Source organism: Arthrobacter crystallopoietes, assembly GCF_017603825.1.
In the GTDB taxonomy this organism is placed as follows: domain Bacteria; phylum Actinomycetota; class Actinomycetes; order Actinomycetales; family Micrococcaceae; genus Crystallibacter; species Crystallibacter crystallopoietes_B.
In genome coordinates this window covers 2,674,832-2,701,436 of sequence record NZ_CP072014.1, presented here as the reverse complement: position 1 = coordinate 2,701,436, position 26,605 = coordinate 2,674,832, and the positions used below count along the sequence as shown (strand labels likewise).

Here is a 26,605-nt window from a genome sequence, read left to right as displayed (position 1 = left end):
CACCACATGCGCATTGGTATCGTCGCCCCACCATGGATCGCTGTCCCGCCGTGCGGCTACGGGGGCATCGAGGCCGTCATCGATACCCTGGCCCGGGAGTTCGTGTCCGCCGGCCACGAGGTCAGTCTGGTGGCCGCCGAAGACAGCGACTGCCCGGTACCGAAAGTGTGCGGACTGCCCGCGCGGCAGATCAGTGCTTTAGGGGCCGCCGTGGACGAACTGACCCATGTGGTCCTGGCCCATGAGGCGCTGGACGGCGTCGACATCATTCACGACCATACGCTCGCCGGGCCTTTGTCGCGCCACCGTCCGCCGGGTGTCCCGCTGGTCACCACCGCCCACGGCCCCCTGACGGGCTCGTTCCGCACTGTCTACCGCGCCATCGCGGCCCATACGCCGTTGATTGCCATTTCCCGGCATCAGGCGGTCTCCGCTCCTGAAGTTTCGGTCCGTCAGGTCATCCATCACGGCATCGACGCATCGACGGTTCCGTTGGGCGGCGGCGACGGCGGCTATGCCTGCTTCCTGGGCAGGATGCATCCGGACAAAGGCCCTCTGCAAGCGATCGAGATAGCCCGCGAAGCCGACGTCCCGCTGCGCATCGCCGCACGGGTGATGGAAAACGAAGAGCGCGACTTTTTCGACGCGGCCATCCGCCCCCAACTGAAGCCGCCCATCGAATTTCTGGGCGAGCTGACGGCGCCGGAGAAGTATGAGCTGCTGGGCAGTTCGATCGCCCTGCTGAACCCCATCCAATGGCCCGAGCCATTCGGCATGGTCATGATCGAAGCCATGGCAACAGGTACGCCGGTCATCGCCACGCTGCGGGGCTCCGCCCCGGAAATAATCGAGGACGGCGTGACCGGTTTCCTGCGCCGCGGAAACCACCAGCTCGCCGTGGCGCTCCAGCAGGCGGCCGCCCTGGACAGGCGCCGGTGCCGTCAGGTGACCGAGACCTACTTCAGCGCGGCACGCATGGCCGAGGAACATCTGCGGTTCTTCACCGACGTCGTCGCGCAAGGCGCGCGGCGCCGCTCCAGCAGTCCCATCGTGGTCGCCTGAAACCAGGCAGCCACCGGCGGGATCAGCCGTCGAGGACGTCGAACACCAGACGGGCTGCGGCCAGATCCGTGGCGGGATCCCCGGCTGTTAGATCGCCGAAGTCGATCACCGCTGCCAGCGTCCCGCCCCGCGTGACGAGGTTGGCCGCCGCCGCCGGACCTGTTCGTTACGCCTGTGCAGGGGCACGCCGCGGACGGGGTTGGCGGGGGCGTCGGCAGGAGCCAGCTGCTGGAAGCCGTCCACGAACCGGGCAAGTTCCGCCGCCCACGCCCGCCGGGCGGAAAGGCGCTGCGCGGCGCCGTCGTACCTTGAAACCATGGCGTGACGGACCAAGGCCAGGGGAAGACCGCCGACGGCGTTCCGCAGCGGACCGGGGTCGGTGTGGGCATGGCCAGTCCGCGGGTCAGTTGGGGCAGCCACCGCTGTTCGTGTTCGATCAGGTGCGCAGCGGCCTCGCGCCGGGGCAGCCGGACCGCAAGATTGCTGTCGAGGCGGAAGATGGCGTTGTCCCAGCCGTTGGCTGCCAGGCGCAGGCGCAGGCCGGCCAGGTCTGGGAACTGCTGGGTGAGCAGGCGCCGGACCAGCTGCTCGGTCACATCGATGTTCGCAGCGGGCATGAGGGGCATTGGACCATTTTCCATCCACAGAGCAGATAACGCCCCTTCCGAGGTGTCGGAGGGGCGTTACCTGCTCTGTGGATCAGGTGAGGGCAAGCGGGAGCTGGTGGGCTAGCGGGCCCGCTAGCCCTGGACGCCGAGGCGTTCGAAGATCAGCTCGCGCACGCGGCCGGCGTCGGCCTGGCCGCGGGTGGCCTTCATGACACCGCCGACAATCGCGCCGGCGGCCTGCACCTTGCCGCCGCGGATCTTCTCCGCGACATCCGGCTGGGCGGCGAGGGCGGCGTCGATCGCCTCGAGCAGCGGGCCGTCGTCGGACACCACGGCCAGGCCGCGCTTCTCGATGACCGCTTCCGGTGTGCCCTCGCCGGCGAGAACGCCGTCGAGCACCTGGCGGGAGAGCTTGTCATTAATCTTGCCGGCCTGGACCAGCTTGTCCAATTCCACGATCAGCTCGGGTGTGACGCCGACGTCCACGGGATCCACTTCGGCTTCCTTGGCGCGGCGCGAGACCTCGCCCATCCACCACTTGCGGGCCACGGCGGCGGACGCACCGGCGGCGATGGTCTCTTCGATGGCATCCATAACGCCGGCGTTGACCACGTCGCGGAACTCCGCGTCCGAATAGCCCCAGTCCGTCTTGAGGCGCTTGCGGCGCTCGGCCGGCGGCTCGGGCAGCTGGGCGCGCAGTTCCTCGATCCACTCCTCGGTGGTCACCACCGGCAGCAGATCCGGCTCCGGGAAGTACCGGTAGTCATCGGCGTCGGACTTGGGCCGGCCCGAAGTGGTGGACCGGGTGTCCTCGTGCCAGTGGCGGGTCTCCTGGACAACCTTCTCGCCGGAGTCCAGCACCGCAGCGTGGCGCTGGATCTCGAAGCGCACGGCACGTTCGACGGCGCGCAGCGAGTTCACGTTCTTGGTCTCCGAACGCGTGCCGAACTTTTCCTGTCCGTGCGGGCGGAGCGAGACGTTGGCGTCACAGCGCACATTGCCGCGTTCCATCTTGGCGTCGGAAACGCCCAGGTTCTTGACGATCTCGCGGATGGCTGCCACGTAGGCCTTGGCCAGTTCGGGGGCCCGGGAGCCGGCACCCTCGATCGGCTTGGTCACGATTTCCACCAGCGGCACGCCGGCGCGGTTGTAGTCCACCAGGGAGAAATCCGCGCCCTGGATGCGTCCGGTGGCGCCGCCCATATGGGTCAGCTTGCCGGCGTCCTCCTCCATGTGGGCGCGCTCGATCTCCACCGTGAAGACGGTGCCGTCTTCGAGCTCGATGTCGATGGAACCGTCGAAGGCGATCGGATCCTCATACTGCGAGGTCTGGAAGTTCTTGGGCGTGTCCGGGTAGAAGTACTGCTTCCGGGCGAAAGTGCAGGACGGGGCGATCTTGCAGCCCAGGGCCAGTCCGATCTTGATGGAGGACTCCACGGCAGCCTTGTTGACCGCCGGCAGCACACCGGGCAGACCAAGGTCCACCGGGGTGACGGCGGTGTTGGGCTCATCACCGAACACGTTGGGTGCCGAAGAGAACATCTTGGTCTTGGTGTTGAGCTCCACGTGGACCTCGAAACCGAGCACCGGATCGTACTTCTCCATGGCCTCTTCGAAGGACAGGATCTCTTCCGTGACAGCAGACATTATTTGGCTCCTGAAGTGGTTTCGGCGCCGCTGAACTGGCGAAGGTCGGGGGCCTGGGACAGCAGCGGGCCGCCCCACTTTTCCTCAAGCAAGGTTTCCAGCACGTGGCCGGCGCGGTACAGGCGGGCGTCCTCGCGGGCGGGGGCCAGGAACTGGATGCCCACCGGCAGGCCGTCGGCCAGGCCGCCCGGAATCGAGATGCCCGGGATGCCGGCCAGGTTAGCCGGAATGGTGGCAACGTCGTTCAGGTACATGGCCAGCGGATCGTTCAGCTTCTCCCCCAGCTTGAAGGCCGGGACCGGGGAGGTCGGGGAGATCAGCACGTCGGCCTGGGCGAACGCTGCGTCGAAGTCCCGCTGGATCAGGGTGCGGACCTTCTGCGCCGAGCCGTAGTAGGCGTCGTAGTAGCCGGCGGACAAGGCGTAAGTGCCCAGGATGATGCGGCGCTTGACCTCGTCGCCGAAGCCGGCGGCGCGGGTGGCGCCCATGACGCGCTCGATGGTGAGCGGGCTCTCGGCCGGCAGTACCCGGTGACCGAACCGGACGCCGTCGTACTTTGCCAGGTTGGAGGATGCTTCCGAGGGCATGATCAGGTAGTACGCGCCCAGGGCGTACTTGAAGTTCGGGCAGGAAACCTCGACGATCTCGGCGCCGGCCTCGCGCAGCAGGTCCAGCGACTCGTGGAAACGTGACAGCACGCCTTCGTCGTAACCCTCGCCCTGCAACTCTTTAATGACGCCGACCTTCATGCCGGCAACGTTTCCGGTCTTCGCGGCCTCGACCAGCGCGCCCACCGGATCGGTCAGCGAGGTGGAATCATGCGGGTCGTGGCCGCCGATGACCTCGTGCAGCAGCGCCGAGTCCAGCACCGTGCGCGAGACAGGGCCGATCTGGTCCAGCGACGAGGCCATCGCGATGGCGCCGTAGCGGGAAACCCCGCCGTAGGTCGGCTTCACGCCCACCGAACCGGTGACGGCTGCGGGCTGGCGGATGGAGCCGCCGGTGTCCGTGCCCAGCGCGAGCGGGGCCTCGAACGCGGCGACGGCGGCCGCGGAGCCACCGCCGGAGCCGCCGGGAATCCGGCTCAGGTCCCACGGGTTGCGGGTGGGGCCGTAGGCGGAGTGCTCGGTGGAGGAACCCATCGCGAACTCGTCCAGGTTGGTCTTGCCCAGCATCGGCATGCGGGCCGCCCGGATCTTCTTGATGACCGTGGCGTCGTACGGGCTCATCCAGCCTTCGAGCATCTTCGAGCCGGCCGTAGTGGGCTGGCCGACGGTGACTATCAGGTCCTTGATGGCAATGGGCACACCGGCCAGCGCCGGCAGGTCCTCGCCGGCGGCGCGTGCCTTGTCCACATCCGCGGCGACGGCCAGCGCTTCCTCGGTGTTGACGTGCAGGAAGGCATTGATATTGCCGTCCACCTCGGCGATGCGGTCCAGGTGCGCCTGGGTGACCTCCACGGAGGTGACTTCCTTGGCGGCCAGCATTTCCGCCAGCCGGGCAGCGCTGTGTCGGGTCAGTTCACTCATGTCTTTACTCCTCGTCCAGAATGGCGGGGACCTTGAAGCGGCCGTCGGCCGAATCCGGTGCACCGGAGAGCGCTTGCTCCTGGGTCAGGGTCTCGCCGACAACGTCCTCACGGAACACGTTGGCCAGCGGGATGGGGTGCGAAGTGGCGGGCACCTCGGGGCCGGCCGCTTCCTGGACGGATTTGATCGAGTCAACGATGACGTCGAGTTCGCCGGCCATCTTGTCCAGCTCTCCTGCGGTCATCTCAATGTGGGCCAGCCGCGCCAGATGCGCCACGGCCTCACGATTGATCTCAGACATGAGTCTCCTACGCGAATGGATTGGGTTTTCTAGAAACAGTCTACTTCTTGGCCCGGTGCTCAGGATTCCAGTCTCTTGACGAACACGAACAGCCCGATGTCCTCGTGCGGCACCTTCCAGTCCCGCTCGCGGATCCGCTCGAAGCCCAGCGATTCGTACAGCCGGTGCGCGTTGGTCATGTTGTCGATACTGGTGAGGCTGACCGAGTGGATGCCTTCCAGGGTGCGGGCGTAATCAACAACGGCCTCTACCAGGGCCCGGCCGATCCCGGCACGCTGGATCGACGGATCCACCGCCAGCATGCGGAACTCCAGCTCCCCGGCACGCGCAATGTCCGAGTACTCCTGCCCCTCGAACGTCAGCGCCACGGAACCTGCCACCTTGCCATCCAGCTCGGCGACCCAGACAATGGCGAGCCGGGCGCGGTGGGCAACATCACCGAGCATCTCCAGGTAGCCGTCGCCCTCGGCGATGTGACCGCCGTGGACGTAGGCCTCCCGCGTGATCCGGGCAACGTCGTCGTAATCGGCTTCGGTGGCCGGGCGGATGGTAATGCTCATCAGGTAATGCAGTCCTCAAGGGTCAAGTGGAAGTACGACGGCGGCAGCCGCCTATCAATTCTGCCTCACCACGGGCTGTGGCCGGCTACCGGAGTGGTTCAGGCCACTGCGCCCGCGGGGCAAGCTGCGGGGCTACGCGTTGCTCCAGTGCGGCGACGGCTTCCTCCGGCAGGGCGAGCAGGCCGTCCAGCTCCTTGCGCGCCCGCAGGTAGGCGAGCTGGCGCTCGGCTCCCGTGGCCGCCTCGTCAACAGCGAGCGTTAGCAGTCTTCTGGCGGTATTGAGCCGCTGGCGTTCGGGGCCGCTGAAGTGCTGGTCCTTGATCCGCCGGGCCTCGCGTTCGGCGATCTCGAAAGCCAGCTCGAAGGCGCGGACGGCGTCGCGGTATTCCAGCAGCCGGGCGTCGGTGGTAATTTCGGCGGCGCGGCCTGGCCGTAGCGCGTCCGCCACGCCTTTGGCGCGCAGGAAGTCAACGGTCAGGGGTTCGCGCACGTCGGACATCATCGGGTAGTCGATCAGCTTGGCGACATCCAGCTCGTATTCCAGCCAGCGGGCGTTGACCCGGTCATGGTCTGCCATCAGGGCTTCGATGTCGCTGACGCGCTGCGCCTCCCAGGCCGTGGCCTGCCGGCGTTGTTCGGCCTCCGCCCGCGCTTCCACGCGGCGGCGTTCAGCTTTCCGGCGATGGTGCTTCTTGACGTGCGACATTCTCTTGCCGGCACCGGAGAATACTGCGACTCCGATCCAGATGGCCCACCACCAGGGAAAGTCGGCAAAGAACTCATTCATGCCCGCTCACCCTTCCATCGTGCCACCCGGCTTCCGCCGGCTCAATGGCCTGGCGGTGTCAGCGGGCCCGGCGGTAGGCGCTGCCGTCCCGCTCCCGGTCCAGGTAACCGTAGTCCACAAGGGCGCGCCGGAGCAGGGGCACGTCGTCGGTGAAAGCGGCGAGCTTCGCATTCAGCTGCTTCTCCGTCAGCGTCGCATCAGGACCGATGATCTGCGGGATCAGGAACTCGAACAGTTTCAGGCGGTCCGTCGCCCGTTTGGGCAGCCCCTCGATCCGGCCCGCCAGGAGGAAGCGTTCGGCGCCTTCGGGCTCGGGACGGCGGGCAGCGGCCAGCGCTGCCTTGAAGGCCTGCTCGTTCACCACGAGCCGTCCGCCGTCGTCGTTCAGCAAGGAACAGTCCACCAGTTTTTGGCGTTCCTGGGCCGATAGGGCAGGCTGCTGGCCCAGGACGAAGGCGGCATAGAGCTCCCGCAGCCTCGAACTGGCCAGCGCGGCCATGATGGCCTGCCAGCTGACCGGCGTACCCGGCTGACCGTCACGATCCATGTCGCCCTTCCTTTCGGCTCAGTCCGCGCGTTGCTTCAGTCTGCGCCGGGACCTTCCGGACCGGGCTCGGCAGCGCCGGCATACCCTGCGCCGGTTTCTGCCGTGCCGGCCATAACCGTATCCGGACCGTTTTCCAGCAGTTTGACGAAGCCTTCCTCGTCCAGCACGTGCAGGCCCAGTTGCTCGGCCTTGTCCAGCTTGGACCCGGCGCTCTCCCCCGCGACCACGTAGTCCGTCTTTTTCGACACGGAGCCGGAGGCCTTGCCGCCGCGGCTGATAATGGCTTCCTTGGCCTCGTCCCGGCTGAAGTTCTCCAGCGAGCCGGTCACCACGATGGTCAGCCCCTCCAGCGTCCGGGGCTTGCTCTCATCCACCTCGTCCGCCATCCGCACGCCGGCCTTGGCCCAGGTGTCCACGATTTCGCGGTGCCAGTCCACCTCGAACCATTCGATGAGGGCGCGGGCGATGATCGGTCCGACGCCATCGACGTCCGCCAGCTGCTCTTCCGATGCCGCCCTGATGGCTTCCATGGATCCGAAAGCCGTCGCCAGCGCGCGGGAGGCAGTGGGCCCCACGTGCCGGATGGACAAGGCGACGAGGACCCGCCAGAGTGGCTGGCTCTTGGCCTTCTCCAGCTCGGTGAAAAGCTTGCGCGTATTGGCGCTCGGCTCCGAGGGCTTCTTGGGCGTTCCCTTCGTGTAGAAGTAGGGCACCAGTTCCACCTCGCCGGTGGCCACGCCCTTGGACTTCTTCTGGCGGGCGATCTTCACCTCCGCCAGCATCTCCGGAGTGAGGTCGAAGACGTTGGCCTCGGTGGTCAGCGGCGGCTGCGCCGGTTCGGCCGGCTGGGTGAGGGCGATCGCCGCTTCCCACCCGAGCGCCTCGATATCGAACGCGCCGCGCCCGGCCAGATGGAAGACCCGTTCACGCAGCTGCGACGGGCAGGACCGGGCGTTGGGGCAGCGGATGTCGACGTCGCCCTCTTTGGCCGGCGCCAGCGGGGTACCGCAGGACGGGCACTCGGTGGGCATCACGAATTCGCGTTCGGAGCCGTCCCGCAGCGCCACCACGGGTCCCACGATTTCCGGAATCACGTCTCCGGCCTTGCGCAGCACCACGGTGTCCCCGATCAGCACGCCCTTGGCTTTCACCACGTCCTGGTTGTGCAGGGTGGCCATCTCGACGGTGGAACCGGCCACCTTCACCGGCTCCATCACCCCGTACGGCGTAACCCGGCCGGTGCGGCCCACGTTGACCTGGATGTCCAGCAGCTTGGTGTGCACTTCCTCCGGCGGGTACTTGTAGGCCACGGCCCAGCGCGGGACCCGCGAGGTGTGGCCCAGGCCCCGCTGCAGCCCGAAGTCGTCGACCTTGATGACAATGCCGTCGATCTCGTGCAGCAGATCATGGCGATGGTCGCCGAAACGCTGGATGAACTCCAGCACCTCCTCATAGGTGTCCAGCACCTTGAAGTAGGGGCTGGTGGGCAGGCCCCAGTCCTTCAGCAGCGCGTAGGTCTCCGACTGGCTGCCCGCGGACAGGCCCTCGCGGGCACCGATGCCGTGGACAAACATGCTCAACGGCCGCTGCGCGGTCAGGGCGGGATCCTTCTGCCGCAAGGATCCCGCGGCGGCATTGCGCGGGTTGGCGAAGGGCGCCTTGCCTGCCTCCACCATCTTCTCGTTCAGCTCCAGGAACGCCTTGGAGGGGATGAAGACCTCGCCCCGGACCTCCACTTCGGCCGGCAGGTTCTTGCCCTTGAGCCGGCGCGGGATGTCCTTGAGGGTCAGCGCGTTGTGGGTGATGTCCTCACCGGTGTGGCCGTCGCCGCGGGTGGCGGCCCGGACCAGTTCCCCGTCGCGGTAGAGCAGGTTGACGGCCAACCCGTCGATCTTGACCTCCGTCAACCACTTCAGGTCCTGCGCGCGGCCGAGTTTTTCCACCGACGACGATGCCCGGCTGACCCACACCTGAAGCTCATCGAGGGAGAACACGTCCTCCAGCGAGTACATCCGCTGCAAGTGCTGAACCGGGGTGAAGGCCGCGGACACTTCGCCGCCGACCTCCTGGGTGGGCGAATCGTTGGCCACCATCTCCGGGTGGAGCGCTTCGATCTCCTCCAACCGGCGGTAGAGCTGATCGAACTCGGCGTCGGAGACCAGCGGGGCGTCCTCGTTGTAGTACGCGTAGCGGTAGCGCCGGACGTCCTCGGTCAGCTGCTCGTACTCGTCCCGGAGGGCGTCACTGGGGATTTCATTGGCCTGCACTTCCACTTTGCTCACGGAACTATCTTGCCCTAAAGCACGGCCCGTGGCCGGGATCCGCCACGACAAGCCGGTCAGTCTTCGGGATCCCGCTGGGTCTCCAACAGCGGCAGGTCCGCCGCGGTGACCAGATGCGAGGTGACCGCGTGTTCCACCAGCCGCGCGCGCCGATTGGTGGCCAGCTTTCCGCCGCCTCCCCGGAGCCCGGCCACGCCCACCCGGTCCAGCTTGTCGCACACGTTGTCCAGCTTGCGGTTGAACTTGGTTATCGGCCAGCCCAACCGTGCGGCGGCCTGCGACGAGGAGGGGATGGAGCTCAGGCCCGTGCCGTCCCTTTTGAGCATGGGCTCGGCCAGGGCCAGGATCAGTGCCTTCTGCGAATCCGTGAAGATCACCGGACCGATGGTCGTCTCCCCCACTGCATCGTGGTCCCGGGCTTCCTGCCGGAAGGACGGTGTTTTGACGTGCACCGAGAGCTCGTAGGTAGTCGGCCCGGCCGTAAAGACCACGTTGGTCTGGCTGAAGACCATGGGAATCCGGGCCCCGGGCGCCAGCCAGGCCTGCATGCCGCCGCTGGTGTCCGCGATCGTCGCCGAGATCATCGAGCCGACGTTGGCCAGCCACCAGATGTTCTCGTACCGGCAGATCTCCAGGAACTTCCGGTGCAGGTACGGATTGTCGTCGATTTCCAGGTCGCCTTCGCGGCCTATCCTGAAGACGTCGTCGTCCCCGGCGTCGTACCATTCACCGCAGAACTCGATACTGACTTCGGCCACTGCTGTCCCCCTATTGGTCACTGGTCTGATCGTGCAAAGTTCAACAGCCGCTGAGCCGGCCGTGGCACGATGTTGTTCGGTTCCAGATTAGTCGGCGCAGCCGCGGACCGGGTCCGACGACTTTCCGTTGGCCCGCAGCACCACCACCTCGATGCACGTCCGGTCCTTCTCGGCCAGCGGGATGCTCACGCCTGGATCCGGCGTCCGCTGTGGCTCACCCTTGCCCAGTGCGGTTACCGGCGTCCAGATGAACAGGTCGCCGTCGCGCTTGTCAGGGTTGGTCCAGGTGAAGACGGCCTCGTCCCCGTCCACTTTGCCCGCGAGTTCTTCCGGCGGCACCACATTTCCGGACAGGCCCTCGATGGCGTTGGCCGGCGGCTGGCTGACCGGCGGCTCCGATTCGGCCGCTTCCGGTTCCGGCCCCGTTACCACCAGCACGGCAGCCACGGCCAGGACAACCACCGCGGCGGCTCCGCCGATAATCCCGACCAGATTCTTCCGGCTTCGAGGCACGACGGCGGTGTCCCCGGCGTCGTGGTGAGTGTCACCAAAGCCGACGGTGGGCTGGGTGGCGGATCCGTCGTCGTACGCAGTGTTTTCCACGCGCGCCGGCGGCGACGGAACCCAGTCGGTAGTCGGCTCCGTGCCGCTGTGCGTAGACCGCAGGACCGTCCGGTCATCTGGTTTGTTAGTGGGCTCGGGGAAGCGTGGGCGGAGCACCGTGGGCGAATTGGTCGTCGCGTCCGGATCGATCGAGACCACCTGGCGCACCCGGGTGGCTTCCCCGCCGTCGTCCTGCGGCTGTTCATCCCCCGGGTGGGCTTCCTCGAGCACTTCGAACGGTGTGACCGAAAGGTTCAGCTCCGCCTGGATCCGCTGCAGCGCCAGCGCGAAGGCGTGGGCCGTCGGGAACCTGGAGGACGGTGCCTTGGCCATGGCCGTCGCGAGAGCCTGTTCAAGGGATTCGGGCACGTCGGCCCGGCGCAGCGGCGGCATCGGTGACGTGGCGATGCGGTTCATCAGTTCGCGCTGCGAGTTGTCTCCGCCGGGCCGGACGAAGGGCGAGCGGCCGGCCAACAGGGTGTAGAGTGTGGCGCCGAGTGCCCAAATGTCGATCTTGATGCCGTCGGCGCCCTCACCCTGGAAGGCTTCGGGCGGGGACCATGGGATGGACATGCCGGCGTCGTCGTCGATGCTGTCGGTGGTGCTGGAGATGCCGAAGTCGGTCAGCGCGGGCCTGTTGTAGTCCGTCACCAGAATGTTGGCCGGCTTGATGTCCCGGTGCGCAATGCCGGCACGGTGGGCGGTTTCCACCGCGGAGGCCACCTGGATGCCGAGCGAGAGCACTTCATCTACACCGAGCGGGCCGCTGCGGTAGCGCACGTCCAGGCTCGGGCGCGAGCAGTACTCCATGGCCAGGTAGGAGTGGCCGCCGCCGGTGATGTCCGCCTCGTAAATGGTCACGATGAACGGGTGGGTGGACAGCTGCGCCATCAGGTTCGCCTCGGACTCGAAGCGGCGGCGCGCGCCTTGGGTCTTCAGGTCGGCGACGAGGACCTTGACGGCGACCTTGCGCTTAGGCCGGTCCTGTTCGTAGAGGTAGACGTCGGAGAAACCGCCGGAACCGAGCAGGCTGACGTACCGGTAGCCCTCAATTGCAGGGGGTGGTGCGGGAGGACGCTTGGAACTCACGGCAGGTCCTCGAACCGCAGCGAGATGCCGTCGCCCAGGTCGGCGATGTCCCCGTCGAGCAGGATCATGGATTCGCCCGCTCCCAGCCGTCGCGGCGGCTGGCCTTCGCGGATCATCATGGTGCCGTTGGTCGCTTTCAGGTCGCACAGCATGACGTGCCAGCCTTCCAGCCGCACCTCGAGATGTGAACGCGAAATGTCGCCGCTGACACTGCGCACCTGGACCAGGCGCGGCATGCCGTTGCCCTGCACGCGCGAGGCGGACGGCTGGCGTCCGACGATTACCGGCCGGTCAAGCTCGATGACTTCCCCGGTGGAGAGCCGCATCCGGCCCAGGCTGGGGCGCTGCACCTGGCTGGCATCGTCAGCCAGTCCGGCCGCGCAGATGCTGCAGTTGGAACTGGTAGGCGGGTTGGCGTGCCCCTGCGGGCAGACTCGTGCCAGCACCATCGGGCCGGTGGCCGGCCGCTGTGCCTGATCCGGAGCGGGAGCGGGCTTTGGCGCCTGCGGCAGGTCGCGGCGCAGCAGGGTCTGCCCGTCATGGTCGCCCTCGGGTGCTTCGGCTGTTCGGTCCACCGGCTTCACCGGGCGCAAATCCCGGGCAGCTTCAGCAGCGGCTGATTCCGCTGCCCGTGCCCGTGCGGAAGCCGACGGCGTCAGCCACGGCACGGAATCGATCAGGCTTGCCGGCGCGGACTGCTGAGCCGGGGCAGACTGCTGTGCCGGGTTAGCCGGAGACGGGGACGCATTCGCAGGCACTTTGTTCTCTGGAACCGGGACGGACGTGGACGGCGGCAGGTTGGCGCGCTGGGCCTTGGTATGGATGACCGTGTCCTCGAGGTCGTCTACCTCGTCCACCTCGTCCACCTCGTCCAAGGCATCAGGATCGTAGATGCCGGTGACTTCGATGCCCTCCGGGACATTCGGCTCCGGTGCCTCGTCCACGAGTGGTGCCGGGCGTGAAGCGGATTCAGCTGCGCCCGCCGCGGATTCAGCCGGGCCGGCTACTGGCGCCACACCGACGCGGATGCCGCCGAGCTGGACGATGCCTTCGGCCAGCGGAAGCCACCGGCCCTCGCCGTCGCGCCCGTCATTGATCACCAGGTCAAACAGCTCCTGGGCGGGCAGCAGCCGCTCGGTCCAGGTGGTCACGCCTTCTCCGGAAAGCTCGGCCGAGGTCCCCACGCCGTCGCTATTGAGGACCACGTCGCCGCGCAGGATCGCGTGCAGCTTATCTTGGAAGGACACGATGGCGAACTGCGGAATGGAAGCCAGGTCCATGCCATAGCCGCTCACCACGGAACCGAGCACGGATTCCGGCGCCGGTTGCGTGCCGAGGACGTCCCATACGGCCATGACCACGTCTTCGCGGGTGCTCTGTTCCAGCAGCACGATGGCGCCACCACGGACCAGCCCGAGCCAGCGGCCCGGGCAGTATGTAATTGCTGCCATCAGACCTGCCCCTGCTGTCCCGCCGGACCCGACCCGCCGGGCTCCAGCCGCGGCAACGTATCCGTCTCTTCGTCCTCGGTACGCGGCGCGCTAGCTACCTGCGCGGCGTCCTGCGCCACATCGGCGGCATCGACGACGATCGCGGTGATGTTGTCCCGACCGCCCGAGCACAGCGCCGCCTGGATCAGCGCCTGGACAGCGTCCTGCGGGCGCACCGTGGAACCGAGGATGGCGTGGATGTGCTCGTCGCTGACTTCTGAGGTGAGACCGTCGGAACAAATCAGCATGCGGTCCCCGGACTCGACCGGAAGCATCCAGAAATCGGGTTCGGAATCGTCGCCGGTGCCCAGGGCACGGGTCACCACGTGCCGGCGCGGATGGACCAGCGCTTCCTGCGCGGTGATCCGGCCCGCCTCCAGCAGTTCCTGGACTTCCGAGTGGTCAACGCTGATCTGCTCCAGGATGCCCTGGTTCAGCCGGTAGGTCCGCGAATCGCCCACGTTGAACACCAGCCAGTACGGCACACCGCGTTCCTCAACCAGCGCCGCGCCAGTGACCGTGGTGCCGGCGCGCGACCCGGCAGCGGCCCGGATCCGCCGGTCGGCATCCGCAATAAGCTGCTGCAACTCGGCCGCACCCAGCTCGTGGCGGCGGACATACTCGGTCATTGTCTCCACGCAGATCCGGCTCGCCACCTCGCCGGCCTCGTGGCCACCCATGCCGTCGGCCACGGCGAACAGCGGCGACGCGGTGGTGAAGGAGTCCTCGTTCAGCTCACGCCGCAGTCCGCGGTCCGTGCCCGCTCCGACTGTGAGCCTGATGTTCCCGATGGGGCTCGGGTTGTCCTGGGTCATGCCTGACCAATGACGAAGCTTCGGTCGCCGAATTCCACGGTTGCTCCTGACTTGGCCGCTACCGGAGCACCGGGGACAAGCTGCTGGCGCACGCCGTCCGATCCGGTCACGGCGGTGCCATTGGTTGAATTGCGGTCATTGACCCAGACGGCGCCGCCCTCGACGCGCAGTTCCAGATGGGTCTTCGAAACGGAACGGTCCAGATCGGCGAAGTCGATCAGCTGGTCCACTTCTTCACCTGCCGCCGCGGCCGGGTTCCGGCCGATCAGCGCGCTGGATCCGATGGCGACCTCGCGGCCGTCGTCAAAGCGGATATTGATGCCGGCCGGCTCCTGTCCGGAACCGGCCGCGGGCGCGGGGGCTGGCGCGGCGTCGCGGATCCTGGTGTACGCGAACTCGTCATCGACGTGCGACGGCGGTGCTGGCGTGGGCGCGGAGCCTTCAGGCACGTTTTCGGATACGTTCGGGGCGGCTGGTGCCGCGGTGACGGGAGCGGCCGACGTATCCGCGGGCGCGGCCGACGGATCGCCGGTGTCACCGGCGGGTGCGTTATCGGCCGGGGTGCTGACTCCGGTAGTGCCGCTGAAGCCCGGGATGCCGGAGATGATGCCGCCCGAACGGGCAGCGTTGTCGTCGAAGGGCGGCCACTGCGGGCTCGGTTCAGAACCGGGGATACCGCCGTTGCGGGTCGGCTCTCCCATCAGGCCGGCACCGTGAGCGCCGGACGCGGCGCCGGCGCTGGTTGCACCGGCATAACTTGCCTGCGCAACACCCGCCGGCCCTCCGCTCGGCGTGAAGGTGCTGTGGCCGTAAAGGCCGCCGGTGGTCAACGGGTCGCGCCCGGCGTTCACGTCCAGGGCCAATGTCTTGGCCACTTTGTCATGCCAGCCCTGCCGCTGGTGGTTGGCGTCCCAATGGTTCGAAATGACAACGATGACCGCACCGATAACCGGGACCAGCCCGCCGACGGCGATGATCAGGCCGCGGACGAAAATGGCCGCCCAGCCGGGGGCGTTGCCGTCCTCGTTCGAGGTCCGCAACCCGAGCAGGACGTTGCCCGGAGTTTTACCCGTCCGCGCTTCCCAGCCCCACTTCCAGATGCCATAGGCAAAGGCCAGCAGCGAGGTGATGCCCAGCCAGAGGAACAGGCCGGTGGCGGCGGAGGCCACGGCCTCTTCAGTACCTGAACCGGCTGCACCCAGCAGCCCGGCCATGCCGACCCCGTAGCCGATGCCCACCAGCACGGCGGGAGGGAGTTTGTCGATCAGCCACGCGCCGACCCGCTTGCCAGCTGAAGCGCTGACGAGGTTCAGTCTTGCTGCCACGTATGGCTCACTCCCTTGTGTTGTTCCTCGGTCGGTGACTCTACTTTACGGTTTGTGCTCTCGGCGGGGCCAAAGGACCGGCCGGACACGCCCCTACCGAGCTTTTGTGACAGTCTGAAGCGTGCCTCGGCCACCAGCGAGCGGGGCGAGAACCGCGCCCGCTGGCGCTTCCAGAAGCCCACCGATGAGCCGATTTCGTCCAGCGACTTCTCCACCATGTCCCAGTACTCGCGCACCTGTACCTCGGTGGGCTCGACACCGCCGAACACGGCAGCGTCCGCCCGGTGCGCCAACGCCGTCGTCGTGCCGGAAGCCGCGGGGAACGCGTCCGCCAACTCGCTGGCATGCTCGCGCCGGGTGGCCTTGGCATTGGCATTGGCGCCCATGTCCGTGGCCAGCGACATGACCTCGCTCCAGCCGCCGCTGACGCGTGTGCTGGGCAGGCCTTCGGCGGCGCGGCGCTTTCGGCGGCGCAGCTTCAGCCAGGCGATCAGCAGCAGCGGGATCAGCAGGATGGCGAGCGGAATCATAGCCACGCCGATGGCAGTCACCAGCCAACCCCACTGCTCCCAGAAGCCCTTCTCGTTCCGCTCGGCGTCCTGCGGTTCCGGCGCCGAGTCCGGTGGCAGTTCGGCCGGTTCCTGCGGCGGTGGCGGCGGCTGGAGCACCTGCGGCTTCGGGGTCGACTTCGGCTGCTGCTGCGGCGGGGTCGGCTCGTTGTCCTTGTCCGGCGTCGGGTCGAAGGCCACCCAGCCGGCGCTGGTGAACGCGATCTCCACCCAGGCGTGAACGTCCTTTCCCTTAATTTCCACGGGTTGTCCGGCGGTGCGCTCGATGCTGGGGTCCGGGTAGAACCCCATCACCACGCGGGCGGGCATGCCCAGGTGGCGGGCCATCAGCGCCATCGCCACCGCGTACTGCTCGTCGTCGCCAATCATCTGCTCGGCGTCCAGCAGCGTGGTCATGCGGCTGGCGCTGTGCCCGGAGAGGCTGCGTGCCTCGTCCTCCTTGCCGTTGGAGAAGAAGCCGTTTTCGTGCAGGCTCCGCTCCAGCTGGCGGACCTGCTCGATCGGCACGGTTTCATCGCCCACCAGTTCGCCGGCCTTGGTCCCGATGATGTTGGGCACCTGCTCCGGTTCGGGCAGGTTCAGCGGCGCGAAATCGTACTGGGCCAGCTGCCCGTCCTCGGGCTTGGCCGGGAAGGACACGTTGACCGAGTAGTTGTCGCCGGGCCGGACGTACCGGGTGGAGAGTGCGGTTTCGGAATCTTCGTTGTAGTAGAGGGATCCCGCCACCTCGTCGGCCCGCGGCCCGTCCATCGCCACGCCATTGAGCTGACCGCCGGCCGGCAGCCACACCCCGTTGTAGTCCGCGATGTTGAACGTCATCTGCGCGGTGTCCGAGTTCGGGTTTCCGCCGTCGCCGTCCACGTTGCCCAGCGACTGGGCATCGCCCACGGGCGCGTAATTGCCGCCGCTTTGCGGATTCACGTTGTAGACCACGCCGTCGTAAGTATCCAGCGCCGCCAGCCTCACCCGCTCCCCCGGCGGCAGGCCCTGCACCGTGAACAGTGTGTCCTCGGACTTGTCCTTCACAAACTGGCGGAAGTCCATCAGCGGCGACGGGTAGTCGTACAGCTGAACCGGGGGAACAACGACGTCGCGCAGCACCTTGCGCTCACCGCCTGCGGTCAGCGCGGGGCCGGCCAGCGCGGTGACCGCCGTCGCCAGCACCAGCACCCCGGCGCCCAGCCCCAGCCGCCGGAGCACGCCGGTCCGGTGGGCGGCTGCATCGGCGGCCTGCGGGTTGGCGGAGACGTGAGCGGTGCTGTCGGTGCGGGAAATGTGCTGGCGCCAGGCCAGCCACGATACGGTCCCGGCCACCAGCAGCACGCCCCGCAGCAGCGGCAGGGTAGGCGCATTGGTGCCGAAAGCGATGCCCAGGATGAACATCGCTGTCACGGGCAGGATGGTCCAGTACGGGGTCTTGACCCGCCAGGCGAGTGTGCCGGCCAGCAGCGCCGCGGCCAGCGAGCCCAGGAACGGAACCACCAGCATGCCGCCGTTCACACCCACCGGCGCGGCGACGGTGAGGATGTCCTTCCAGGCAAAGATGAAGCCGGTCAGGACGGTGCGCAGGGATTCCAGCGAAGGTACGACGCCGGCAATCGCTTGGGTGGGCGCGGCAAAGGCGCTGCCGAGCAGCACGTAGGCCAACAGGCCTGCGGTGGCGGTCGACAGCAGGCCCAGCCGGTACCAGACGCAGGTCAGGGCCAGGCCCAGCCCGGCCACGATGCCCCCGAACCCGGCGACCAGATAGCGCAGTTCGCCCGCAAAGACGTTGTGGAAGCCGAGCACGCCCATCCCCAGCAGCAGGGTGAGCACGGCGGCATCAATGCCGAGGTGCTGCCAGGATCGCGGCAGCACCAGCCCGCGCTCCTGCGGGGACAGCCCACGGTCGCGTGATGCTGCACGGTCCCCGGTCCCGGCGGCGCGGCGGCTCCGCCTGGGTGCGGTCCCGGGGCTGTCAGGGGCGCTCATGCGGCAGCCTTTCGCAGAATGATGGCGAGGTCGTCCAGGTTACCCAGCGAGAGGACGGTCAGGTCGCCGATGGAGGCTTTGCCCGCGTCCATCCCGTGGGCACATCGGATGGCAAAGGCGCGGATGCCGGGCGGAACGGCAGCCGCGGCACGGCGCAGCTGTGTGGCGGTGACATGTTCACCGACAATCAAAAAGAACACGGAGGCATTCGGTACCGTGTCGGCTGCGGACCGCGCGAGGTCTACCGCCGTCGTTCGCTGCGGCCGGCCCTCGATCCGGGTCATTTCATCCAGCAGGTTGCGCCCGGTTTCGGTCCGCAGCGGCCCCTGCTGGGTGAGCACCGACAGGTTGCGCTGCTCGCGGATCGCCTGCAGCCCGATGGAGGCGCCTACCGAGACGGCGAGCTCGAAATCATGCTCGCTGGTGTACTCCTCAGTGTTCGTGGAAACGGCGACGGCCAGGTGGGCGCGGCGGGTTTCCTCGAACTGGCGGACCATCAGTTCGTTGGTGCGGGCGGTGGTCTTCCAGTGGATGTGCCGGCGGTCGTCGCCGGGAACGTAGTCGCGCAGCGCGTGGAAGGACACATCCGCGCTGGAGAGATCCTTGGTGGGCAGCCCTTCCAGATCACGGATGAAACCGGAGGCGGAGCCGATCAGTGCGGTGGTTTTCGGGTGGACGAACAGGTCGGTCGGCTGCGTCCACATCATCTGCCGGCGCAGCAGCCCCAGCGGATCGGCCCGAACGGAGCGCACCGGTCCGACGACGATGACCGCGCGGCGCTGGGTGGGGATCGTGAAGAGGTCCTCGTGCACCTGGCCCGGCTTCATCCGCGGCAAGTGGAATACTGCGGTGGAGGCGCCCACCGGCAGTTCCAGCGCCGCCGGAAGCAGCGGCCTGGGGTCGGTATTGGTGACTTCCACGCTGCCGATGGCATGGTCGCCCACGGCCACACGAGTGCGGGCGAGGTCCAGTTTCACGCCATAGGAGGAGCGACCGAGCACAAAGCCGATGGCAATCAGCAACAGCAGCACCGCCATCAGTCCGCCCGCTTTGGCTTCGGCCCAGCCATAGGCGGCGCCGAGGCCGAACAACAGCACAGCCGTACCCAGCACGATCCAGCCCAGCGGCGAGACGGTGGAAACCGTTGGCTGCACGTATTTGGCGAGTACCGCCGTCGTTCTTTGCCAATGCGGTGCCAGGAACTCGCCGGCCAACGCCGCCGTTTCCTTGGCCAGCTTCAGCAGCGACGCCGGATGCAGTTTGCTGCTGCGTTCCGGTGTGGCCTTGCGCAGCAGGCGTTTGAGCCGGACGCGGCCGGCGCCCGGTTTTGTGGTGGACATTAAACCGAGACGCTGCGCTGCTGCGGTGCGGCCACCTCGGCCAGTACGCGCTTGAGCACGGCCTCGGGGGTGGCGCCGGCGAATTCGGCCTCGGGATCCATCACGAAACGGTGCGTCCAGACCACCGGGGCCAGTTCCTTGATGTCGTCCGGCAGCACGTAGTTGCGGCCATGGACGGCGGCCCACACCTTGGCCGCCCGCACCATCGCCAGTGCGCCGCGGACAGACACGCCCAGACGCGTTTCGTCCGCCGTGCGGGTGGCGTCGCAGAGGTGCGAAACGTACTCCAGCACGGCGGTATCGGTGTGGTTGGTGGTGGCCAGGTCCGCCATGTCCGTCACGGCCGCGGTGGTGATGATCGGCTTCAGCGCCAGCGACCGGTCCCGGGTGGTGCTGCCGCCGAGCAGCTCCACGGTGGAGGCCAGATCCGGGTAGCCGATGGAGGTCTTGATCAGGAACCGGTCCAGCTGGGCCTCGGGCAGGCGGTAGGTGCCCGCTTGTTCGATCGGGTTCTGGGTGGCGATGACCATGAAGGGCCGGCCGGCCTCGTAGGTCACGCCGTCCACGGTGACGCGGGATTCCTCCATGACCTCCAGCAACGCGGACTGGGTCTTGGGCGAGGCGCGGTTGATCTCGTCCGCGAGCACCACGTTCGCGAAGATCGGGCCCTTGTGGAACTCGAAGTTCTGCGTCTTCTGGTCATAGATGGTGATGCCCGTGACGTCCGAGGGCAGCAAGTCGGGGGTGAACTGGATCCGCGAGTTGGTGCCCTGCACGGTGGCTGCGAGCGAACGCGCCAGCATGGTCTTGCCCGTGCCCGGGGCATCCTCGAGCAGCACGTGGCCCTCGGCGAGCATGGCGGTCAGGATCAGCTTGACCACGTGCGGCTTGCCCAGCACTGCCTGGCCGACGTTGCCGACCAGCTTCTCGAACGTCCCGGCGAACCATTCGGCCTGCTCTGCTGTCATCGTCATGGGGATTGTGTCTTTCTCTTGTACAGGGCGGAAATCATTCGGTTGGGGCGTACTGTGCGGAGCCGGCCGTCAACCGCTCCAGTTGGAGAAGGCAAAATCTCCCATTCCTTCCACGGACATGGTGATGGCACCTGGTTCGGGGGAATCAATTTTCGCGATGCACTTGGTCTGGACCCTGCCGCTATGCGCAAATCCTATCGGTGCCCGCCCGTAGTTCGGATCCAGGTTGCTGCCGTTTGCCCGGCACCAGACATCCCGGGTACCTTGCGGGAAGTTCCGGTAGTCCACAATGACGTAGTGCCAGCCGGACGTCCCGTCGACATTCACCCTGTCGCCGCGGTAGATCCCCGTGATCTCGGCCGGCGGGACAACCTGGGTCCGGCTGAAGCTCCTGCTGCCGTCGGACCGGCTCACGGTCACCGTGATGGTGTAGGACTTGTTGGGTTCCTCCGGGCTGGTCCAGCTCCCGGCACCGGCGTTCACCGCCTGGCCATTGACTGTGACCGAGGAGCCGGTGATCTCCCGGCCGTTGCCGTAGGCCTGCCAGTTGGCGTTCCAGGTAAACGTGACTTTCGGCCCGGCAGTGGACGCGGCAAGGTTGGAGGCATCGGTGATCGGTCCGTAGGCGCTGGTGGCGTTGGAGGCCGGGCTGGCCGCCCCGGGGCCGCCGGCATTCAGCGCCCGGACCTTCCAGGTGTGGTTCTGCCCGTTGGTCGGCGACGAGACGGTGGCACCCGGACCGCCGAAGGCACGCCAGCCGCCGCCGTCGATCGCGTATTCGTAGCCGGTGATCGCGCTGCCGTTGTTGTACGGCGCGGCAAAGTCCAGCTTGACCTGCTCGTTGGCCCCGGTGGCCGCCGCGCTCACGCCCTGCACCTGATGCGGAACACCATAAGGCACTACGGCGGCAGAGCGGCCGCTGCGCTCCCCTGCGCCGGCTTTGTTGTGCGCGACGACGTCGAAGGTGTAGCTGCTGGCGGTTTTCAGTCCGGTCAGCGACAGGCCGGTGGTGGCGGCGGAGAGCCCGTTGCGGGTATCGGCCAGCGCGCCGTTCTCGAAGATCCGCAGGTCATAGGCTTCCACCGGAGCGCCGTTGGTGTTGGCCGGGGCGGTCCAGGCCACGTCGATCGAGCCCTCGTTCACCGCGCTGGTGGTCCGCGTGGCCGTGGGCGTCGACGGGGCACCGGGCACGCCGGCCGGAATCTCCTCGGCGGAGTAGGCGCCCCAGTCGGAGGGTGTGGAGGCACGGTTGTTGGCCTGCACGCGCACCTTGTACGCGGTGCCGTTGGCCAGCCCGTTCCAGACCAGCGAGTTCCCGGTCACGCCGTTCTTCTGCAGCTCGCCCACCGGCGGGGCCGGCGAAATCTCCAGGTTGAAGGACTCCACCGGCGAACCCTGCGACGCCGGCGTCTGCCAGGTCACCGTCAGCGCGCCGTCGCCGAACACCAGCTGCGGCGCTGCCGGGGTTTCGGGTTTCACATCCGGACGGACGACGCCGGACGCCGGCGAGGGTTCGGAGGTCCCCACCGCGTTGGTGGCCGTCACGGTGAAGTTGTACTCCTGGTTGTTGGTCAGGTTCTCCAGCGTGCAGGTGTTGGCCGCGCACTCCTGGCTGAACCCGCCGCCGGACACCGTGTAGGAGGTGATCCGTTCACCGTTGTCCGCGGGCACCTCCCAAGTCAGTACGGCGGTCTGGTTGCCCTCGCTGACCATCCGCGGAGTGCTCGGCGCGTCCGGCTTGCCCTTCACGGTCAGCGTGACGCTGCCTTCGGTCTCGCGGTCCGGGTCCTCGGTGGCGTCCTGGATGCGGTAGATCACCCCCATGGTGCCGACGAAGTCTTCGTCCGGGGTGATCGCCAGGGTGTCGCCGCTGACTGCCACGCTGCCCTGCCCGCCGTCCTGCGGCTGGGCGCTGAGGATCTTCAGCGGCGTTTCCGGGAACGGGTTCGAATCGTTGTCCAGCACGGGAACGGTCACGGTCTCGCCCTGGTGCGCGTCCGGCACCAGGTCATCCACGGCCACGGCGGGCGGCCGGTCCGTGGCCACCACGCTGATCGTCACGGTGGAGGAGACCGGATCGTGGTTGCCATCGGTGACGCTGACATTAATGGTGCCCTCGGTGCCCTTGGCCGCGTTGCTCTTCGCCCGGGCAGTGAGCACGCTGCCGTCGATGGATACGTCCACGCCGTCGACGGAACCACCGGTCACGGCGAACTCCAGCGCGTCGGCGTCCTGCGGATCGGGATCGCTCGCCGCCTCCCGCAGGTCAAGGGTTGCCGGCTCGCCGGCCTGAGCCACCAGGAGCGAGTTGGCGCTCAAGGTCGGCGGCGCGTTCTGCTCCGGCAGCGGCAGCACGGTGATCGGCACGGTCAGCGTAGCCTTCAGCCCGTCCGGATCATCCGGGCCGGAGCCATCGGTGACCTCGAAACTGACCGACGCGGCACCGGCGTAACCGTCGTTGGAGGTGAAGGTCAGACCCGTGGCGCCGTCGATCCTCGCCGAACCGGCCACGGCGGCCACCTTGTCGTCCTGGGTCAGGCGCGGAGTCCTGCCCTCGCGGACCGCCACGAGCTGCCCGATGTCCAGCGCCAGCGGTTCACCGGAGCGCACCTCGAGCGGCTGCTGTTCCTTCAGCGCCGGCCGCTGGTCACCGTTGCCGGGCACGACGATAAACGCGGTTGAGGTCAGCGAGTCCACGTCCTCGAGTGTGTAGGCAATGATCTGCGTGTCGGCCCGGACGGGCACGGTCAAAGTCCGGTCCTCGGCCACAGTAGCGCCGCCGGCCGGGTCGTCGATGCTGATGGCCAGCTCGCTCAGGTCGCCGTCGGGGTCCTCGTCATTATTCAGCAGCGGAACGCTGACCTGGTCCCTGCCGGTGGTCTCCGCCACCGCCACCCGGTCATCCCGCGCCACCGGCGGCAGCAGCGGCGCATCCGGATCCACCTTCACGGTCAACGTTCCGGTAGAGGTGCCGCCGCGGCCGTCCGTGATGGTATAGCGAACGACGGCGGTGCCTTCCGTTTCCGGGGCAGCAATCCGCACGCGTCCCTCCCGCAGGCTCAACTGCAAGTCCGCGTCCGAGCTGAGACCGTCGGCCGTAAAGGCGATGCGGTCGCCGTCGGGATCCGAATCGTTCTTGAGCACGTCCACCGAGAGGTTCCGGCCGGGGCGCACGCTCGCCTCGTCGTCAACGGCGTTGGGCGGCTGGTTGGCGTCTGAGGACGGGGCGATGCCGATGGAAATGGTCGCGGTAGAGCGGGCACCGAGGCGGTCCTGGACCACGTAGCTGATGGTGTCCGTGCCGGTCGAGCCGCTGCCGGCGGTGTATTCGATGGCGGCGGCCTTGATCATCGCGGTGCCCAGGGTCGGCGCGCGTTCCAGCCCCGCCAGGCTGACCGAGTCCCCGTCCGGGTCGATGCCGTCCAGCGGCACCGGGATGCTCACGGTCTTGCCGGCCAGCACGCGGGCGGTCAGGTTCTTCGGCACGGGACGGGCGTTGTTTTCGGCGTCCGGTCCGGTGATGCGGATCCGCAGCTGCGCGCTGGCCACCTGGCCGTCAGGACCGCTGATCCGGTAGACGGCGGTGACCGTTTTTCCACCGTTTGCCTCCGGCCCGGCCTTGAAGCGCAACTGGTTGCCGGAGATCGCGATGGTGCCGTCCGCCGCGGCCGGCGCTTCCACCAGTTCGGTGTCCAGGGTCAGCGCGGCGCCGTTGGGATGTTCGTCGTTCTCCAGCACCGGGATGTTGACGATGTCGCCGGCCCGGACCACCGCCTCGTCATTGTTGGCCCGCGGCGGCAACAGCTTGGCCGGCGCGGGAACCGGGAAGATCGCCACTTCTCCGGTGGCGCTGCCGGAGCCGTTTGAGGCGGTGTAGGTGATGGTCAGCGGCGAGCCCAGTCCGCGGGCATCGTTGACGCGCAGGATGGAGTGGTTCAGCACAGCCACGTCCACCGGGGCACCGCGCGGCACGGAAACCGACTGGACCACCAGCACGCCGCCAGCCGGATCCGAGTCATTCGCCAGCACGTCCACCAGTGATTCCCCGCGCGAGGGCAGCAGCACCACATCGCGCACGGCCGTGGGCACGCCGCTGCCCTGCTCGGCTTCGGTGACGTCCACCCGGATCAGTCCCGGGGAACTCGTGGGGCCGGTGGTGGCCAGGTACTCAAGGTAGTAGGTGCCGGCGGCAGCGGAGCTGAAGGTGACGGTTCCGACGTCGTAATTCCCCTGCACGGCGGCGTTGGGCACCTCGCCCACGCTGGCCAGGCGCATGGAGCCGCCGGTAGGGTCCGCATCGTTGCGCAGCGGGAAGATAGTGACGTCCTCGCCCACCGTGGTGCGCACGTGGTCCGGGTTGGTCACCGGGGCCAACTCGCCGCGCGGTTCGACCTCCACCGTGACCTCGCCGGTGGTGCTAGTGCGGCCGTCGGAGACCGTGATGGTCACCTTCTTCTCGCCGTCGGAGGTCCCCACGTCCTGGTAGGTGAGCACGCCGTCCGGCCGGGTGCGGACAATGTCCCCCGGGTCCTCGGCTACCGCCCCCATCAGCAGCAGGTCATCTCCGTCCGGGTCCAGCCAGTCCGTCAGTACGTTCCGGCTCAGGCTCTGCCCGGATTCGACGGCGAGGATGGTCTCGCGCTTCTGTTCCGGCGCGGCGTTGGAACCTTGCGGGACCACGCGGAGCCTGACCTGGGCGGTGTCCGTGCCGCCGCGGCCGTCGTTGACCTCATAGCTGAACGACGACGAGCCGGAGGCTTCCTCGGGCAGCACGATCTGCAGACCGGTTCCCTGGTAGATCCGCTGGACGGTTCCGGTGGCGGGCTGGTCGCCGTTGATGGTAACCGTGAGCAGGTCCCCGTCCGGGTCCGAATCGTTGAAGAGTACCGGCAGCACGGTGGTGCGGCCGGCGCGGACCCCGAACTCGTCGGCCACGGCAACCGGCGCCTGGTTTTCTTCCTGGCGCTCCGGCAGCCGGGTGGCCGCGGTGATGTCGGCGGATTCGGTGGTGTCGTCCTCGTCGTCGCCCTTCGGCGGGATCAAATCGCCCCAGTTGTTGACCAGCTGCAGGTTCTTGTTGACCAGCCAGACGTTGCCGGCGTTGACGTCGTTGAGCACCACGACGTCCCGGTTGGTCCGGAACACCAGCTCGGACTGGGCGGACAGGGACGGGATGGGCTGCGACAAGTCGAAGGCATCATCGGCGCAGTCGCGCAGGTAGCCGGCATCGCCCGTCCACGCTGCGTGGATGCAGCCGGCCACCTGCACCGGCGCGATGGGCGGCGCGGGGTTTTGGATTTCGGTCAGCTGGGCCTCGCCGCCGTCCAGCGGCGGGGCGAGCAGGCCGTTGGCGGTGGCGATGGCCACCCTTTCGCTGACGTCGCCGGGTTGCTGCAGCCTGGCATCCTGCGCATCTTCCAGCAGCACCGTCTTGCCGGAGGGCAAGTACAGGGTGCCGCCGGCCGGATCCAGCAGCACCGGTTCATCGCCCACGGTCGTCAGTTGCAGCCCCTCCGCACCCTTGATGCCCGGCAGGTCCTGCGCGGAGACTTCCTCGAACAAACCACCCTCCGGGGCACGGTATCCGGTGAGCCTGCCGGCCTCCGGATCGGCAACATAGACCGTATCGCTGTTACTGACGACGGCGATGGCGCCCGGTGCGTCTTCGGCCAACGGCTGCGTGGCTTCAGGAGTGAAGGAATCCAGACCGTTCGCGGCGACGGCCCAGACTTGCCCCGAGGCCGGGTCGCTCACCGCGGCCACGCCGGTGCCCAGCGAGAACTTGGCCGAGCCGGGCAGCTGGTTTTCGGCACCGTGGATCATTTCGGCCACGCTCACGGTGCTGACGGCGTTCTGGTCCACGTTCTGCAGCAGCACCGTGGCCGCTTCCTGCTGGACATCGAAACTGGCGCTGGCAGGCTTGAAGCCGCCGTCGAGCAGTTGGGACTGGTAGTTCAGGTGGCCCACCAGCGACTGGGACTTATTCGTCACCCAGATGCCGCCGTCGTTGAGGTCCACGTCCGCGGTGTCCGTGCCCGGGTGCAGGAAGATGCCCGCGCCGATCACGGCGAGCGCCACGGAGAAGGCGGTGGCGGGCATGGCCCTACGGCGGAAGGCAGCATTGCGCGCCTGGCCGAAACCCTTGAAATTCACCGCTGAGAGACCTTTGAGAGACTGATGGAGACAGATGTTTGCCCGGACCCGGGACTGCGGCCCCCTTGCCGCCCCAGTAAGTGTAAACCGGCTGGTGAAACGCTGCCACGGGGAGAACTACCCATGGCAGTGCGGCCGTGGAGTTGTCCCAGCAGGTCTTGATTGTCTTGCTGCCTGCTCTCGGCGCAAGGTCCC

General features: G+C 67.7%; 20 protein-coding genes and 1 pseudogene. 2 read left to right on the top strand and 19 right to left on the bottom strand.

The genetic code is table 11. The features are described 5' to 3' along the window. Positions 1-6 precede the first annotated feature (6 nt). Entirely contained in the window at positions 7-1,062 is a 1,056-nt protein-coding gene (locus J5251_RS12420) for a glycosyltransferase family 4 protein (protein WP_208574154.1), read from the top strand. A gap of 22 nt (positions 1,063-1,084) precedes the next feature. On the opposite strand, the gene J5251_RS12415 is transcribed toward J5251_RS12420, so the two are convergent. The 3 genes and pseudogenes from J5251_RS12415 to J5251_RS20675 form a co-directional block, all read right to left on the bottom strand. Next, positions 1,085-1,171, bottom strand: a complete 87-nt coding sequence (locus tag J5251_RS12415; RefSeq protein ID WP_244250952.1) for a hypothetical protein — start codon at positions 1,169-1,171, stop codon at positions 1,085-1,087. Then, a complete protein-coding gene (locus J5251_RS12410; protein ID WP_208576237.1) occupies positions 1,168-1,482 on the bottom strand; it encodes a hypothetical protein in 315 nt (104 codons plus the stop codon). Before J5251_RS12410 ends, J5251_RS12415 begins: the two co-directional genes overlap by 4 nt. Further along, positions 1,413-1,562: pseudogene (locus tag J5251_RS20675) on the bottom strand (phosphotransferase); the annotation flags it as partial. The gene J5251_RS12410 and the pseudogene J5251_RS20675, both read right to left, overlap by 70 nt. Here J5251_RS20675 and J5251_RS12405 point away from each other — a divergent pair. Then, entirely contained in the window at positions 1,491-1,718 is a 228-nt protein-coding gene (locus J5251_RS12405) for a hypothetical protein (protein WP_208576236.1), read from the top strand. The pseudogene J5251_RS20675 and the gene J5251_RS12405 overlap by 72 nt on opposite strands. Before the next feature lie 84 nt (positions 1,719-1,802). On the opposite strand, the gene gatB is transcribed toward J5251_RS12405, so the two are convergent. From gatB to J5251_RS12325, 16 genes are all read right to left on the bottom strand, one after another. Then, positions 1,803-3,317, bottom strand: a complete 1,515-nt coding sequence (gene gatB / locus J5251_RS12400) for an Asp-tRNA(Asn)/Glu-tRNA(Gln) amidotransferase subunit GatB (protein ID WP_139006597.1) — start codon at positions 3,315-3,317, stop codon at positions 1,803-1,805. Further along, entirely contained in the window at positions 3,317-4,846 is a 1,530-nt protein-coding gene (gene gatA, locus J5251_RS12395; RefSeq protein ID WP_208574153.1) for an Asp-tRNA(Asn)/Glu-tRNA(Gln) amidotransferase subunit GatA, read from the bottom strand. Before gatA ends, gatB begins: the two co-directional genes overlap by 1 nt. A 4-nt stretch (positions 4,847-4,850) precedes the next feature. After that, positions 4,851-5,147, bottom strand: coding sequence for an Asp-tRNA(Asn)/Glu-tRNA(Gln) amidotransferase subunit GatC (gatC, locus tag J5251_RS12390; RefSeq protein ID WP_139006595.1), 297 nt, complete (start codon positions 5,145-5,147; stop codon positions 4,851-4,853). A gap of 59 nt (positions 5,148-5,206) precedes the next feature. After that, on the bottom strand, positions 5,207-5,707 hold the full coding sequence (locus tag J5251_RS12385; protein WP_208574152.1) for a GNAT family N-acetyltransferase: 501 nt from the start codon (positions 5,705-5,707) through the stop codon (positions 5,207-5,209). Positions 5,708-5,792: 85 nt separating this feature from the next. Continuing rightward, on the bottom strand, positions 5,793-6,494 hold the full coding sequence (locus J5251_RS12380; RefSeq protein WP_208574151.1) for a hypothetical protein: 702 nt from the start codon (positions 6,492-6,494) through the stop codon (positions 5,793-5,795). Positions 6,495-6,552: 58 nt separating this feature from the next. Beyond that, entirely contained in the window at positions 6,553-7,041 is a 489-nt protein-coding gene (locus tag J5251_RS12375) for a DUF2087 domain-containing protein (RefSeq protein ID WP_208574150.1), read from the bottom strand. A gap of 35 nt (positions 7,042-7,076) precedes the next feature. Continuing rightward, positions 7,077-9,323 (bottom strand): NAD-dependent DNA ligase LigA, encoded by a 2,247-nt coding sequence (ligA, locus tag J5251_RS12370; RefSeq protein WP_208574149.1) that lies wholly within the window; start codon positions 9,321-9,323, stop codon positions 7,077-7,079. A 56-nt stretch (positions 9,324-9,379) separates the two neighbouring features. Then, positions 9,380-10,081 (bottom strand): hypothetical protein, encoded by a 702-nt coding sequence (locus J5251_RS12365; protein WP_139006590.1) that lies wholly within the window; start codon positions 10,079-10,081, stop codon positions 9,380-9,382. 87 nt (positions 10,082-10,168) lie between these two features. Beyond that, positions 10,169-11,773, bottom strand: a complete 1,605-nt coding sequence (locus tag J5251_RS12360) for a serine/threonine-protein kinase (RefSeq protein WP_208574148.1) — start codon at positions 11,771-11,773, stop codon at positions 10,169-10,171. Next, on the bottom strand, positions 11,770-13,224 hold the full coding sequence (locus J5251_RS12355; RefSeq protein WP_208574147.1) for an FHA domain-containing protein: 1,455 nt from the start codon (positions 13,222-13,224) through the stop codon (positions 11,770-11,772). Before J5251_RS12355 ends, J5251_RS12360 begins: the two co-directional genes overlap by 4 nt. Then, entirely contained in the window at positions 13,224-14,078 is an 855-nt protein-coding gene (locus J5251_RS12350; RefSeq protein ID WP_208574146.1) for a PP2C family protein-serine/threonine phosphatase, read from the bottom strand. Before J5251_RS12350 ends, J5251_RS12355 begins: the two co-directional genes overlap by 1 nt. After that, the gene (locus tag J5251_RS12345) at positions 14,075-15,403 is read right to left on the bottom strand and encodes an RDD family protein (protein ID WP_208574145.1); all 1,329 of its coding nucleotides are present in this window, start codon (positions 15,401-15,403) and stop codon (positions 14,075-14,077) included. Before J5251_RS12345 ends, J5251_RS12350 begins: the two co-directional genes overlap by 4 nt. Continuing rightward, positions 15,388-17,943 carry a transglutaminaseTgpA domain-containing protein gene (locus J5251_RS12340; RefSeq protein ID WP_244250655.1) on the bottom strand — a complete coding sequence of 852 codons (2,556 nt, stop codon included), beginning with the start codon at positions 17,941-17,943 and terminating at the stop codon, positions 15,388-15,390. The genes J5251_RS12345 and J5251_RS12340 overlap by 16 nt, the downstream gene beginning before the upstream one ends. Further along, the gene (locus J5251_RS12335; RefSeq protein WP_208574144.1) at positions 17,940-19,283 is read right to left on the bottom strand and encodes a DUF58 domain-containing protein; all 1,344 of its coding nucleotides are present in this window, start codon (positions 19,281-19,283) and stop codon (positions 17,940-17,942) included. The genes J5251_RS12340 and J5251_RS12335 overlap by 4 nt, the downstream gene beginning before the upstream one ends. Next, positions 19,283-20,257 carry an AAA family ATPase gene (locus J5251_RS12330; RefSeq protein ID WP_139006584.1) on the bottom strand — a complete coding sequence of 325 codons (975 nt, stop codon included), beginning with the start codon at positions 20,255-20,257 and terminating at the stop codon, positions 19,283-19,285. Before J5251_RS12330 ends, J5251_RS12335 begins: the two co-directional genes overlap by 1 nt. Positions 20,258-20,326: 69 nt before the next feature. Next, positions 20,327-26,410, bottom strand: coding sequence for an Ig-like domain-containing protein (locus J5251_RS12325; RefSeq protein WP_244250654.1), 6,084 nt, complete (start codon positions 26,408-26,410; stop codon positions 20,327-20,329). Positions 26,411-26,605 lie beyond the last annotated feature (195 nt).